At 68.8% G+C, this 14,001-nt stretch carries 12 protein-coding genes, 1 rRNA gene and 1 riboswitch; of the genes, 12 read left to right on the top strand and 1 reads right to left on the bottom strand.

Translation table 11 applies throughout. From position 1 onward, the window contains the following. From rrf to ACWDRW_RS39420, 11 genes are all read left to right on the top strand, one after another. A 5S ribosomal RNA gene (rrf, locus tag ACWDRW_RS39470) occupies nt 1-95 on the top strand; the annotation flags it as partial. Between the two features lie 108 nt (nt 96-203). Continuing rightward, on the top strand, nt 204-812 hold the full coding sequence (locus ACWDRW_RS39465) for a CDP-alcohol phosphatidyltransferase family protein (protein WP_451733169.1): 609 nt from the start codon (nt 204-206) through the stop codon (nt 810-812). Nucleotides 813-925: 113 nt separating this feature from the next. Continuing rightward, nucleotides 926-3,421 (top strand): sugar phosphate nucleotidyltransferase, encoded by a 2,496-nt coding sequence (locus ACWDRW_RS39460; RefSeq protein ID WP_451733166.1) that lies wholly within the window; start codon nt 926-928, stop codon nt 3,419-3,421. Between the two features lie 98 nt (nt 3,422-3,519). After that, on the top strand, nt 3,520-4,428 hold the full coding sequence (locus tag ACWDRW_RS39455; RefSeq protein ID WP_451733164.1) for a DUF881 domain-containing protein: 909 nt from the start codon (nt 3,520-3,522) through the stop codon (nt 4,426-4,428). Next, nucleotides 4,425-4,757, top strand: a complete 333-nt coding sequence (locus ACWDRW_RS39450) for a small basic family protein (RefSeq protein ID WP_003988855.1) — start codon at nt 4,425-4,427, stop codon at nt 4,755-4,757. The genes ACWDRW_RS39455 and ACWDRW_RS39450 overlap by 4 nt, the downstream gene beginning before the upstream one ends. Before the next feature lie 5 nt (nt 4,758-4,762). Next, a complete protein-coding gene (locus ACWDRW_RS39445; RefSeq protein WP_451733162.1) occupies nt 4,763-5,596 on the top strand; it encodes a DUF881 domain-containing protein in 834 nt (277 codons plus the stop codon). A gap of 61 nt (nt 5,597-5,657) precedes the next feature. Next, nucleotides 5,658-6,617, top strand: coding sequence for an FHA domain-containing protein (locus ACWDRW_RS39440; RefSeq protein WP_451733159.1), 960 nt, complete (start codon nt 5,658-5,660; stop codon nt 6,615-6,617). A 20-nt stretch (nt 6,618-6,637) separates the two neighbouring features. After that, on the top strand, nt 6,638-7,375 hold the full coding sequence (gene ftsR / locus ACWDRW_RS39435) for a transcriptional regulator FtsR (RefSeq protein WP_451733156.1): 738 nt from the start codon (nt 6,638-6,640) through the stop codon (nt 7,373-7,375). 84 nt (nt 7,376-7,459) lie between these two features. After that, nucleotides 7,460-7,933: a bifunctional nuclease family protein gene (locus ACWDRW_RS39430; RefSeq protein ID WP_004002801.1), complete on the top strand. Its 474-nt coding sequence runs from the start codon at nt 7,460-7,462 to the stop codon at nt 7,931-7,933. 261 nt (nt 7,934-8,194) lie between these two features. Further along, nucleotides 8,195-8,839: a MerR family transcriptional regulator gene (locus tag ACWDRW_RS39425; protein WP_451733153.1), complete on the top strand. Its 645-nt coding sequence runs from the start codon at nt 8,195-8,197 to the stop codon at nt 8,837-8,839. 54 nt (nt 8,840-8,893) lie between these two features. Then, entirely contained in the window at nt 8,894-10,276 is a 1,383-nt protein-coding gene (locus tag ACWDRW_RS39420) for a DNA polymerase IV (protein ID WP_451733150.1), read from the top strand. Between the two features lie 35 nt (nt 10,277-10,311). Here the strand turns inward: ACWDRW_RS39420 and ACWDRW_RS39415 are convergent, their stop codons facing one another. After that, nucleotides 10,312-10,686 carry a PRC-barrel domain-containing protein gene (locus ACWDRW_RS39415; RefSeq protein WP_451733147.1) on the bottom strand — a complete coding sequence of 125 codons (375 nt, stop codon included), beginning with the start codon at nt 10,684-10,686 and terminating at the stop codon, nt 10,312-10,314. 113 nt (nt 10,687-10,799) lie between these two features. Then, a riboswitch (glycine riboswitch) is annotated at nt 10,800-10,895 on the top strand. 174 nt (nt 10,896-11,069) lie between these two features. On the opposite strand from ACWDRW_RS39415, the gene gcvP reads away from it, so the two are divergent. Beyond that, complete coding sequence (gene gcvP / locus ACWDRW_RS39410) at nt 11,070-13,955, top strand: aminomethyl-transferring glycine dehydrogenase (protein WP_451733145.1); 2,886 nt, start codon at nt 11,070-11,072, stop codon at nt 13,953-13,955. The last annotated feature ends 46 nt before the right edge of the window (nt 13,956-14,001 follow it).

Here is a 14,001-nt window from a genome sequence, read left to right as displayed (position 1 = left end):
AAACGCCCGGTTACATTCCGAACCCGGAAGCTAAGCCTTACAGCGCCGATGGTACTGCAGGGGGGACCCTGTGGGAGAGTAGGACGCCGCCGAACTCCTTTTACAGCTCTGGCTCTTGGGCATACTGCCCAGGGGCCAGAGCTTTTTTGCGTTGAGGTAGGGTCAGGGGGCATCGTTCGCACGTTTCCTCAGGAGGCCCCCGGGTGGAGGTCCAGGAGACCCGTGTCCAGACGGACAGGGTCCTCACCATCCCCAACATCCTCAGCATGGCTCGGCTCGTTGGTGTGCCCGTCTTTCTGTGGCTGATCCTCTGGCCCGAGTTCGGCGGGCCGAAGAGCGATGGCTGGGCCCTCCTGGTGCTGATGCTGAGCGGGATCAGTGACTACCTGGACGGCAAGCTCGCCAGGCGTTGGAACCAGATCAGCAGCCTCGGCCGGCTTCTGGACCCGGCAGCAGACCGGCTCTACATTCTCTCCACTTTGGTCGGACTGACCTGGCGCGAGATTCTGCCGCTCTGGTTGACCGCCGTACTTCTTGCCCGAGAGCTGGTTCTGCTGGTGATGGTGGGCATCCTCAGGCGTCATGGCTATCCGCCGCCCCAGGTGAACTTCCTGGGGAAGGCGGCTACTTTCAACCTGATGTACGCCTTCCCGTTGCTCCTGCTCAGCGATGGGAGCGGGTGGCTCCCGTCACTCGCTGCTATTTTCGGATGGGCGTTCGCCGGATGGGGTACAACGCTCTATTGGTGGGCAGGAGTCCTCTACGTGGTACAGGTCCGCCGCTTGGTCCGTGCGGACGCCATGGCCGATTGAACCCGCCCTCGATGCGATCCAGCGGCTCGTTGGCCCGCAACCGAAAAGTGCGGGACAATTTGGACGGGTGAAGTCGGCTAGACCGTCGTCTCTTCGAGGAGGACGCTTCCGACATGAAGGCCGTCGTGATGGCCGGAGGTGAAGGCACACGCCTTCGCCCCATGACCTCAAGCATGCCCAAGCCGCTCCTGCCGGTGGCCAACCGGCCGATCATGGAGCACGTTCTGCGGCTGCTCAAAAGGCATGGGCTGAACGAGACCGTCGTAACTGTCCAGTTCCTGGCCTCCTTGGTCAAGAACTACTTCGGCGACGGCGAAGAGCTCGGAATGGAGCTCAGCTATGCCAACGAGGAGAAGCCACTCGGTACCGCCGGAAGCGTCAAGAACGCCGAAGAGGCGTTGAAGGACGATGCCTTCCTGGTGATCTCCGGCGATGCGCTGACCGACTTCGACCTCACCGATCTGATCCGTTTCCACAAGGAGAAGGGCGCGCTCGTCACCGTCTGTCTGACGCGCGTGCCGAACCCGCTGGAATTCGGCATCACCATCGTCGACGAAGAGGGCAAGGTCGAGCGTTTCCTCGAGAAACCGACCTGGGGCCAGGTCTTCTCGGACACGGTGAACACCGGTATTTACGTCATGGAGCCCGAGGTCTTCGACTATGTCGAGGCCGATGTGCCCGTCGACTGGTCCGGCGATGTCTTCCCTCAGCTGATGAAGGAGGGCAAGCCGATCTATGGGTACGTCGCCGAGGGCTACTGGGAGGACGTCGGTACCCACGAGAGCTATGTGAAGGCCCAGGCCGACGTCCTGGAGGGCAAGGTCGACGTCGAGCTCGACGGTTTCGAGATCTCCCCGGGCGTGTGGGTGGCGGAGGGTGCCGAGGTGCATCCCGACGCAGTTCTGCGGGGACCGCTCTACATCGGGGACTACGCCAAGGTCGAGGCCGGCGCCGAAATCCGTGAGCACACCGTCGTCGGCTCCAACGTGGTCGTGAAGAGCGGGGCCTTTCTGCACAAGGCCGTGGTGCACGACAACGTGTACGTGGGGCAGCACAGCAATCTTCGGGGCTGTGTCGTCGGAAAGAACACCGACATCATGCGCGCGGCCCGGATCGAGGACGGCGCCGTGATCGGCGACGAGTGCCTCATCGGGGAAGAGTCGATCATTCAGGGCAATGTACGGGTCTACCCGTTCAAGATCATTGAGGCCGGTGCGTTCGTCAACACCTCGGTGATCTGGGAGTCCAGGGGGCAGGCGCATCTCTTCGGCGCCCGTGGGGTCTCGGGCATCCTGAATGTGGAGATCACACCGGAGTTGGCCGTGCGCCTCGCCGGTGCCTATGCGACGACCCTCAAGAAGGGGTCGACCGTCACCACGGCCCGTGACCACTCCCGTGGTGCGCGAGCGCTCAAGCGGGCGGTGATCTCCGCGTTGCAGGCGAGCGCCATCGACGTACGCGACCTCGAGAACGTCCCCCTGCCCGTGGCCCGCCAGCAGACCGCGCGCGGGAGTGCCGGCGGGATCATGATCCGGACGACGCCGGGTGTGCCGGACTCCGTGGACATCATGTTCTTCGACGGGCGGGGTGCCGATCTGTCGCAGGGCAGTCAGCGCAAGCTGGACCGGGTCTTCGCGCGTCAGGAGTACCGGCGTGCGTTCCCGGGTGAGATCGGGGACCTGCACTTCCCGGCCAGCGTCTTCGACTCGTACACGGGTTCGCTGTTGCGGAACGTGGACACGACCGGGATCGCCGAGTCCGGGCTCAAGGTCGTCGTGGACGCCTCCAACGGGAGCGCGGGGCTCGTCCTGCCGAGCCTGCTCGGAAAGCTCGGCGTCGACTCGCTGACCATCAATCCCGGTCTGGACGAGTCCCGGCCCACGGAGACGGCCGACGCCCGGCGCTCGGGGCTCGTGCGGCTCGGGGAGATCGTCGCTTCCGCGCGGGCCGCGTTCGGCGTGCGGTTCGACCCCGTCGGTGAGCGGCTGTCGCTGGTCGACGAGAAGGGGCGGATCGTCGAGGACGACCGGGCGCTGCTCGTTCTGCTCGACCTGGTCGCCGCTGAGCGGCGCAGCGGGCGTGTGGCGCTGCCGGTGACGACCACCAGGATCGCCGAGCAGGTGGCGGCGTACCACGGGACGCAGGTGGAGTGGACGACGACCTCGCCCGACGACCTGACCCGGGTCGGGCGGGACGAGACCACCATCTTCGGTGGTGACGGGAAGGGCGCGTTCATCGTCCCGGAGTTCAGCAGCGTCTTCGACGGCACGGCGGCCTTCGTACGGCTGATCGGTCTGGTGGCGCGGACGCAGCTCACCCTCAGCCAGATCGACGCGCGGATTCCGCGGGCGCATGTCCTCAAGCGCGATCTGGCGACTCCGTGGGCGGTCAAGGGGCTGGTCATGCGGCGGGTCGTGGAAGCGGCCGGAGACCGGTCCGTGGACACCACGGACGGGGTACGCGTGGTCGAGGCCGACGGGCGCTGGGTGATGGTGCTGCCGGATCCTGCCGAGGCGGTCACCCATCTGTGGGCGGAGGGTCCGGACGACGCCTCCGCGCAGGCTCTGCTCGACGAGTGGTCGGCGGTGGTGGACAGCGCCGGTCGCTGAAACGGGCACTACGCGCGTGTGCCGGACAAGTGTCCCCAAGGGGGCCTGTCCGGCACGCCGGTGGGGCCATTCGGAGGTACTGCGCGCGACGTGCGACGATGTGCGGCATGCCGCAGCAGCCCCCCGTTCGGAGCATTCCCACGCGCCCCTCGCGTCCGGACGCCTCCATGTCGCTGCTCACCAACGTCATGGACCACAGCCTCGATGACGGTTACGCCGAGGCGGCGGCCCGGAAGAAGGCCGCTGACGGCGGTCTGCCGAAGACGCTCCGGGCGAAGCTGGGGCTCGCGGCCGGCCTGGTGCTCGCGGCTCTGGTCGTCACCGTCGGTGCGGCCCAGGCGCGGGTCGCGGCTCCCGTCGTGGCGAAGGAGCGCGAGGAGCTGATCGACCGGATCGATCAGGAGACCGAGGCCGCGGACGAGCTCGAGGACAGCGTCGACAAGCTGCGTGACGACGTGAGCGCGCGCCAGCGCGAGGCGCTCAAGGAGAGCGGCGGTGAGCAGGCCGAGCTGGTGGGCATCCTCGCCGGAGCCGTGGAGGTGCACGGCCCCGGCGTGAAACTGGTCGTCAACGACGCCAAGGACTCCAGCGGGGGCGGCGACGGGGACCCGCGTGAGACCACCGGGTTCTCCGACACCGGTCGGGTCCGGGACCGGGACATGCAGCGGGTGGTCAATGGCCTGTGGGAGTCGGGGGCCGAGGCCATCTCGATCAACGGGCAGCGGCTGACGGCGCTGTCGGCGATCAGGGCAGCCGGTGACGCCATACTGGTCGACAACAAGCCGCTGGTGCCGCCGTACACGGTGCTCGCGGTGGGGGACGGGGAGCAGCTGAGCAGCAGGTTCCAGGACAGCGCCGACGGGTTGTATCTGCATGCCCTGCAGGAGAACTTCGGCATCCGGACCGGCATCTCCACGGAGGACGATCTCCGGCTGCCCGCGGCACCCAGCGTGACCGTACGAACAGCACAGCCGAACACCGAGAACACCGAGAAGGGCACATCGTGATCGCCGTACTGGGCCTCGTCGTGGGAGTCGTGGCCGGCCTGTTGGTCCGGCCTGAGGTTCCGGCGGTCGTCGAGCCTTATCTGCCGATCGCCGTCGTCGCGGCGCTGGACGCCGTCTTCGGTGGTCTGCGGGCCATGCTCGACGGCATCTTCGACGACAAGGTCTTCGTGGTCTCGTTCCTGTCGAACGTGGTCGTGGCCGCGCTGATTGTGTTCCTGGGCGACAAGTTGGGCGTGGGGGCGCAGCTGTCCACCGGCGTCGTCGTGGTTCTCGGCATCCGTATCTTCTCGAACGCCGCGGCGATCCGTCGGCACGTGTTCCGGGCGTGAGGCCGATGAGCAACCAGGACGAGACGCGCGAGACCAGACTCCGCAAGGAACTGCCCGAGGAGGTCCCGGCCGAGGCGCCCGAGGCCGCGGAACCGGCTGCCGAGGCCAGCTCCGAGCTCACCGGCCGCCAGCGGCTCGCCAAGGGGCTGTGGCCGCCGCGGGTCACCCGGGCCCAACTGATCGTCGCCCTGCTGCTGTTCGGCCTCGGCTTCGGCCTGGCGGTGCAGGTCGCGTCCAACAGTGACGGGGATGACGCCCTGCGCGGCGCGCGTCAGGAGGATCTTGTCCGCATCCTCGATGAACTGGACGACCGTACTCAGCGTCTTGAGGACGAGAAGCAGGGACTCGAGAAGCAGCGGGACGAACTGGAGAACAGTTCGAACCAGGCCGAGGAGGCTCGCAGGCAGACGGTCGAGAAGGAGCGGCAACTCGGCATTCTGGCGGGCACGGTGGCCGCGCAGGGACCCGGCATCACGGTGACCATCGACGACACGAAGGGGACGGTCGAGGCGGACATGCTGCTCGACGCCATTCAGGAGTTGCGTGCGGCCGGCGCGGAGGCGATCCAGGTGAACGGGGTACGCGTGGTGGCGGGTACCTATCTGACGGATTCGGAGAACTCCGTGAGCGTCGACGGGAACAAGATCAACGCGCCCTATCGTTTCAAGGTCATCGGCAAGCCGCAGGATCTCGAACCGGCGCTCAACATCCCTGGAGGCGTGGTGCAGACTCTCGAGAAGGAGCAGGCCACCGTGACTGTCGAGCGGTCGGACAAGATCGTTGTGGACGCCTTGCGAGCCGCGCAGCGGCCTGACTACGCTCGGTCGTCCTCGCGGTGAATCGGCGGTGCATGGGGGACGTCCGGCGAGGGCATGAGGTTGCGGGGGGTCGGCGCACCGAATGGGTGGTGCGTGGTGGAAACTGTCTGGTGGATACGGACGTTGTGAGGATGTCCGGGTCGGCCGAAGTGTGCAGTCAGGGTTCGTCCTGCCCCACGGGCGGGTCTGTTTCAGTCAAGGGGAATCGCCCGTGAAGTTGTTTGCGAAGTTGTTCGGCAAGAGCGCGCGGCAGGGCAACGAAAATGCCACTGCCCGGCACCGCGCGCAGCCTGACGCAGAGGGCCAGCGGCCGTTGTTCCGGGACCAGGTCGGTGGTCCGGGCGGTGACATTTCCGGAGGTCAGGGCGCGCCGTCTGTTGACCCTGCCCAGTCCGCAGGCATAGGTTTCGGCCAACCGTCAACCTCAAGTACGGGTGGAGGGTTTTCCGCCGACCCGTACGCGTCCAATGCCCCGGCGGGGCAGCCGCGGCAGGAGGATCCGTCCATGTCGGCCCTGGTGTGCACGAGGTGCGGTAACCGCAACGCGGAGAACAGTCGCTTCTGTTCCAACTGCGGTGCTCCGCTGCGGGCGGGCGCCGTGCCCGAGCGTCCGTCCGAGACCACGTCCACGATCTCCATCTCCGGTCTCGAGGCCTACGAGGCCGAGGCCACCGGGCAGACGCCGATTCCGGCGCTGTCCCCCGAGGCGCAGGCGGCCGTCGAGGCGCTGCCGCTCGGCTCCGCGCTCCTGGTGGTGCGCCGTGGGCCGAACTCGGGCAGCCGCTTCCTGCTGGACAGCGACCTGACAACCGCAGGTCGTCATCCGCAGAGCGACATCTTCCTGGACGACGTCACCGTCTCGCGTCGGCACGTGGAGTTCCGCCGGAGCCCGGACGGCTCGTTCACGGTGGCTGACGTGGGCAGCCTGAACGGCACGTACGTCAACCGCGAGCGGATCGACCAGGTCGCCCTGTCGAACGGTGACGAGGTGCAGATCGGAAAGTACCGGCTGGTCTTCTACGCGAGCCAGCGAGGCTACTGACCCTCCCCCGGAGAAGGTCCATGCTTCATACACCGAGCGGCGGTGCCGGACACGGCGCCGCCGCCACGGACAACGGGCTGATGAGCATCGGCACGGTGTTGAACGTCCTGCGCGACGAGTTCCCCGAAGTCACCATCTCCAAGATCCGCTTCCTGGAGTCCGAGGGCCTTGTCGAGCCGCGGCGGACCCCGTCGGGGTACCGCAAGTTCAGCGTGGACGACGTCGAGCGGCTCGGCCATGTGCTGAGGATGCAGCGGGACCACTATCTGCCCCTGAAGGTGATCCGGGAGCACCTGGACGCCATGGAGCGCGGTGAGGCCGTAGCCCTGCCGACCGTGGGCCGCCAGCGGGACGGCGAGGGCGGGCCGGAGCTCTCCGAGGCTCCCACGGCCGCTCGGATCGGGCGGAGCGAGCTGATGGCCGCCGCGGAGATCGGTGAGCGCGAGCTCGAGGAGTGGGAGTCGTACGGGCTGATCGCGCCGCTGCCGGACGGGGTGTACGACGCCGAGGCGGTCACCGTGGCCGCCCTCGTCACCGAGCTGGGGCGGTTCGGGATCGAGCCGCGGCATCTGCGGGTCATGAAGGCCGCCGCGGACCGTGAGGCCGGGCTCGTGGACCAGGTCGTGGCGCCGCTCAGACGCCACCGCAACCCGCAGACCAGGGCGCTGGCCGAGGCCCGTACGAAGGAGCTGGCGGGGCTCACGGTGAGGCTGCACGCGGCACTCGTGCAGACCGCGCTCGGCGTGCGGCTGCCCTGAGCCGGAGGGGTACGGAGGGCCGGATCGGCCGCCCGTTTCCTGCCCGACTACCCAAACATCCCGGGCACGGCCTAGGGTTGCTGTGTGAACGAGCTCGATGTCGTAGGTGTCCGGGTCGAAATGCCCTCCAACCAACCGATCGTGCTCCTGCGCGAAGTGGGAGGCGACCGCTACCTCCCCATCTGGATCGGGCCGGGGGAGGCGACGGCCATCGCCTTCGCCCAGCAGGGCATGGCCCCCGCTCGACCGCTGACCCACGACCTGTTCAAGGACGTGCTGGAGGCCGTCGGCCAGGAGCTCACCGAAGTGCGCATCACCGACCTGCGTGAAGGCGTCTTCTACGCGGAGCTGGTCTTCGCCAGCGGGGTCGAGGTGAGCGCCCGCCCGTCCGATGCCATAGCGCTGGCCCTGCGCACCGGAACGCCGATCTACGGCAGCGACGGGGTGCTCGACGACGCCGGCATCGCCATCCCCGACGAGCAGGAGGACGAGGTGGAGAAGTTCCGCGAGTTCCTCGACCAGATCTCGCCCGAGGACTTCGGCACCAGCAGCCAGTGAGCCGCCGCTGCGGCCCGGCCGACCAGCGGTTCGCGACGGGCGGTCAGGGGCGGCTCGCGGCTCGGGCCTCGGCAATTGCCAGCGGCGAGTGAGAGCGTCCTACGGCCCGACCCCAGTGCATTCGGCTAGCCTTTCCCCGCGGTGGGGTACGGGAAACCACTCCTAGGGTGATTATCACTCGGCGTGCCGAGTGTGGCGATCGTTGACGCACCCCTGGTGACTGCCTACCGTCGAGAAGGCAGGTCAAGGACGGAGGTCGGCGTGAGAAGCAGCGGCGACGGTACGGCTGGGGGTGCCCCCGGACGCAGTCTCGGGGAGAGCGGTCCGTACCCGCTTCACGGCAGCGCGGCCGACCACGCTCCGCAGCGACCGGCGGCCGTGCCGAGCAGCGGAGGGGCGACGTCGATGGCGTCGGAGCAGATCGGTTACCGCGGGCCGACGGCCTGTGCGGCCGCCGGCATCACCTATCGGCAACTGGACTACTGGGCGCGCACCGGGCTCGTCGAGCCGAGTGTGCGGCCCGCCTACGGGTCGGGGACGCAGCGCCTGTACAGCTTTCGGGACGTCGTCGTCCTGAAGATCGTCAAGCGGTTCCTGGACACCGGGGTGTCGCTGCAGAACATCCGTACCGCCGTGCAGCATCTGCGGGAGCGGGGCTTTCGTGATCTGGAGCGGATGACGCTCATGAGCGACGGTGCCACGGTCTACGAGTGCACCTCGCCCGACGAGGTGCACGCGCTGCTCCAGGGTGGTCAGGGCATCTTCGGGATCGCGGTGGGTGTGGTCTGGCGGGACGTCGAGAGCGCGCTGTCACAGCTGCACGGGGAGCGGATCGACACCGGCGAGACGCTCGTCGGTCCCAATCCGGCGGACGAGCTGGCGCGGCGGCGGAACCGGGCGGTCTGAGCAGCACGTCGTGCTCCGGGGGCATTGTCAGTGGCGTAGGGCAGCATCGGACATGTGAGAAGCGCGCCGACCATCCTGCACCTCGACATGGATGCCTTCTTCGCCTCGGCGGAGCAGGCGTCCAAGCCGAGCCTGCGCGGGAAGGCCGTGATCGTCGGTGGGCTCGGGCCGCGTGGCGTGGTGGCGACGGCGTCGTACGAGGCCCGGGTCTTCGGCGTGAACTCGGCGATGCCCATGGCGCAGGCGCGTCGGCTCGCGCCGAACGCCGCGTATCTGGTGCCGCGCTTCGGGTTCTACCGGTCGATCAGCGAGCAGGTCATGGGCCTGCTGGGCGCCCTGTCGCCGCTCGTGGAGCCACTCAGCCTCGATGAGGCCTTCGTGGATCTGGAGGCCGGGGGCGCGGCCTGGGACGCGGAGTCGGCGCGGCTGGCGGGGGTGAAGCTGCGCGCCGACATACGGGCGGTCACGGGGCTGACGGGGTCGGTGGGGCTCGCGGCGTCCAAGATGCTGGCGAAGATCGCGTCGGAGCAGGCCAAGCCGGACGGGCTGGTGCTGATCGAGCCGGGGACCGAGCGGGCGCTGTTGGGGCCGATGTCGGTGCGGACCCTGCCGGGGGTGGGGCCGGCCACGGGTGATCATCTGCGGCGGGCCGGGATCCATACGGTCGACGAGCTGGCCGAGGCGGGAGAGGACGAGCTCGTACGGCTCCTCGGGAAGGCGCATGGGCATGCGCTGTACGCGATGGCAATGGCTCGTGACGAGCGGCCCGTGGTGGCCGAGCGTGAGACGAAGTCGGTGTCCGTGGAGGACACGTACGACGTCGACATCCACGACCGGGTGCGGGTGGGGCTCGAGGTGCAGCGGCTGGCCGACCGGTGTGTGCGGCGGTTGCGGGGCGCCGGGCTGTCCGGGCGGACGATCGTGTTGAAGGTGCGGCGGTACGACTTCTCGACCCTGACGCGGTCCGAGACCTTGCGGGGGCCCACGGATGATCCTTCGGTGGTGCGGGAGGCGGCTGCCCGGTTGCTGGAGTCGGTGGACACGACGGGGGGTGTGCGGCTGCTGGGGGTGGGGGTGAGTGGGCTGGCCGACTTCACGCAGGAGGACTTGTTCGCGCAGGCCGCGGGTGAGCTGGCCGCGGAGACGGGTGCGGAGGACGGGGATGCGGCCGGTGAGGCCGCGGGCTCGGCGGGGGAGGTCGTCGGTGCCGCCGAGCGGCGGTGGGCCGCGGGGCATGACGTGCGGCACGCCGAGTTCGGGCATGGGTGGGTGCAGGGCAGTGGGCTGGGGCGGGTGACCGTGCGGTTCGAGACGCCGCAGTCCGAGCCGGGAAGGGTGCGGACCTTTCGGGTGGACGATCCGGCGCTCTCGGTCGCGGAGCCGTTGCCCTTGGTGCCGGTCAGACCCGATGTGCCGGTGGACGGGGTCGGGGCGTGAGCGGAGGCCGGGCACCTCAGCCCACAGGGGGAGGTTTACGTGTCGGCGTCTTCTGTGCCGGCCAAGTTGCCGAAGTCGTGGTCCGGGGAGGGAGGTGGGGTGATGTCCAGGCCGTAGTGGTGGTAGAGCTGCAGTTCCTGTTCGGGGGAGAGGTGGCGGCCCACGCCGAAGTCGGGGGCGTCCTTGATCAGGGCGCGTTCGAAGGGGACGTGCAGGGTGCCCTCGATCAGCTCGCTGGGTTCCAGGGGCACGAAGGCGTCCCTGCTGAACAGGCCGGTGCGTATGGCTGCCCACTCCGGTACGCCGGTCGCGTCGTCGAGATAGACCTCGTCGATCGTGCCGATCTTCGTGCCGTCTCGGTCGAACGCCTTGCGGCCGATCAGGTTGCGCGGATCGATGTCGGTCTGCACGGGCCCTCCACTTGGTCGCAACTCATCCGTAAGCACTACGAAAGAGCACATTGGGTGAAGCGGCCACTCGAACGCCCGGTCGTTGACCTCGCTGGTACCCTGGCAGCGGCTGCTGACCCCGTGCGGGAGAGTCCTCCAGACATCATCGGAGGCGCCGAAGGAGCAAATCCTCCCCGGAATCTCTCAGGCCCACGTACCGCACGGACGAGGTCACTCTGGAAAGCAGGGCGGGTGTCGACGGCTTCCGCTCTCACCGACGGTGAAAGCCGGGTGCCCTCGGGCCCCGGTGAAGCTCTCAGGTTGAGATGACAGAGGGGGAGGCCGTCCGGGTACCCGCGCCGTGGTACCCCTCGCAGGTCGCGTCAGACCAGGAGGCCTCCGCAATGACCGCCCACCGCATTCCGCTCGCAGAGCTCGAGCAGGGGATTCCCTTCGAGCAGCGTCATATCGGCCCTGACCATGAGGCTCGGGCCAAGATGCTGGCCCAGGTCGGGTACGGATCGCTCGACGAGCTCACCGCCGCCGCGGTGCCGGACGTGATCAAGAACGCCGACTCCCTCGATCTGCCGGGTGCGCGTACCGAGGCCGAGGTGCTGGCCGAGCTGCGGTCGCTGGCCGACCGTAACCAGGTCCTCGATTCCATGATCGGACTCGGTTACTACGGGACCTTCACCCCGCCGGTGATCCTGCGGAACGTGATGGAGAATCCCGCCTGGTACACCGCCTACACGCCGTACCAGCCCGAGATCTCCCAGGGGCGGCTCGAAGCGCTGCTGAACTTCCAGACCACGGTCGCCGACCTCACCGGGCTGCCCACCTCCGGCGCCTCCCTGCTCGACGAGGGGACCGCCGCGGCCGAGGCCATGGCCCTGTCCCGGCGCATGGGCAAGAACAAGAAGGGCCTCTTCCTGGTCGACGCGGACGTCCTGCCGCAGACCATCGCCGTGATCGAGACCCGCGCCGAGCCGACCGGTGTCGAGGTCGTCGTCGCCGACCTCAGCGAGGGCATCCCGGCCGAGATCTCCTCCCGCGAGATCAACGGCGTGCTCCTCCAGTACCCCGGCGCCTCCGGTGCCGTACGGGACATCAAGGCCGTCATCGACCAGGCCCATGAGCTCGGCGCGCTCGTCACCGTCGCCGCCGATCTGCTGGCGCTGACGCTGCTGACCTCTCCCGGTGAGCTGGGCGCGGACATCGCGGTGGGCACCACCCAGCGCTTCGGTGTTCCGATGGGCTTCGGCGGTCCGCACGCCGGCTACATGGCCGTACACGAGAAGTTCGCCCGCAGCCTGCCCGGGCGGCTGGTCGGAGTGTCCGTGGACGCGGACGGGAACAGGGCCTACCGGCTCGCGCTCCAGACGCGTGAGCAGCACATCCGGCGCGAGAAGGCGACCAGCAACATCTGCACCGCGCAGGTGCTGCTGGCCGTGATGGCCGGCATGTACGCCGTTTACCACGGCCCCGAAGGCCTGAGGAGCATCGCCCGGCGCGTGCACCGGTACGCCACGATCCTCGCCGCGGGGCTCACCGCGGGCGGTGTGGAGGTCGTGCACGGATCCTTCTTCGACACGGTCACCGCGCGGGTTCCCGGTCGGGCCGCCGAGGTCGTCGCCGCCGCCCGTGAGAACGGCGTCAACCTGCGCCTCGTCGATGCCGACCACGTCTCCGTCGCCTGCGACGAGACCACCGCGCGGGCCCAGCTGGGCGCCGTGTGGAGCGCGTTCGGCGTCGAGGGGGACATCGAGGCGCTGGACGCCGAGGTCGAGGACGCGCTGTCGCAGGAGGCGCTGCGCGGTGACGAGTACCTGACCCACCCGGTCTTCCACGAGCACCGGTCCGAGACCGCGATGCTGCGCTACCTGCGCCGCCTCGCGGACCGTGACTACGCGCTGGACCGCGGCATGATCCCGCTGGGTTCCTGCACGATGAAGCTCAACGCCACGACCGAGATGGAGCCGGTCACCTGGCCCGAGTTCGGGCAGCTGCACCCCTTCGCCCCCGCCGAGCAGGCCGAGGGCTACCTCACGCTCATCCGTGAGCTGGAGGAACGTCTCGCCGAGGTCACCGGCTACGACAAGGTCTCGCTGCAGCCCAACGCCGGGTCGCAGGGTGAGCTGGCCGGTCTGCTCGCCGTACGCGGCTACCACCGCGCCAACGGGGACGAGCAGCGCACCGTCTGCCTCATTCCCTCCTCCGCGCACGGCACGAACGCCGCCAGCGCCGTGATGGCCGGGATGAAGGTCGTCGTCGTCAAGACCGCCGAGGACGGCGAGATCGACGTCGAGGACCTGCGGGCGAAGATCGAGCAGTACCGCGACGAGCTGTCGGTGCTGATGATCACGTACCCCTCGACGCACGGCGTCTTCGAGGAGCACGTCGCCGACATCTGCGCGCAGGTGCACGAGGCGGGCGGGCAGGTCTACGTCGACGGCGCCAACCTCAACGCCCTGGTGGGGCTGGCCAAGCCGGGCCACTTCGGCGGTGACGTCTCGCACCTGAACCTGCACAAGACCTTCTGCATCCCGCACGGCGGCGGTGGCCCCGGCGTCGGTCCGGTGGCGGTGCGCGAGCACCTGGCGCCGTACCTGCCCAACCACCCGATGCAGCCGGCCGCCGGGCCGGAGACCGGGGTGGGGCCGATCTCGGCGGCGCCGTGGGGCTCGGCCGGGATCCTGCCGATCTCGTGGGCGTACGTCCGGCTCATGGGCGGTGAGGGGCTGAAGCGGGCCACGCAGGTGGCCGTGCTGTCCGCCAACTACATCGCCAAGCGTCTCGAGCCGCACTACCCCGTGCTCTACACCGGGCCGGGCGGTCTGGTCGCGCACGAGTGCATCATCGATCTGCGCCCGCTGACGAAGGCGACCGGGGTGAGCGTCGACGACGTGGCCAAGCGGCTCATCGACTACGGCTTCCACGCGCCGACGATGTCCTTCCCGGTGGCCGGCACGTTGATGATCGAGCCGACCGAGTCCGAGGACCTCGGCGAGCTGGACCGGTTCTGCGAGGCGATGATCGCGATTCGCGGGGAGATCGAGAAGGTCGGTGCCGGGGAGTGGGCCGCGGACGACAACCCGCTGCGGAACGCTCCGCACACCTCCGCCGCGCTGGGTGGGGAGTGGGAGCACGCGTACAGCCGTGCGGAGGCCGTGTTCCCGGCCGGGGTCTCGGCCGCGGACAAGTACTGGCCGCCGGTGCGCCGTATCGACCAGGCCTTCGGCGACCGTAACCTCGTGTGCTCGTGCCCGCCGCTGGACGCGTACGAGGACTGATTCCGCGTAGGCGGTGCGACAGGGGCTCCGCCCGGGCTTCACGGCC

This window comes from Streptomyces sp. NPDC003635 (genome assembly GCF_053587635.1).
The sequence above is the reverse complement of the archived record's forward strand: the minus strand, read 5'-3'. Positions and strand labels throughout refer to the sequence as shown.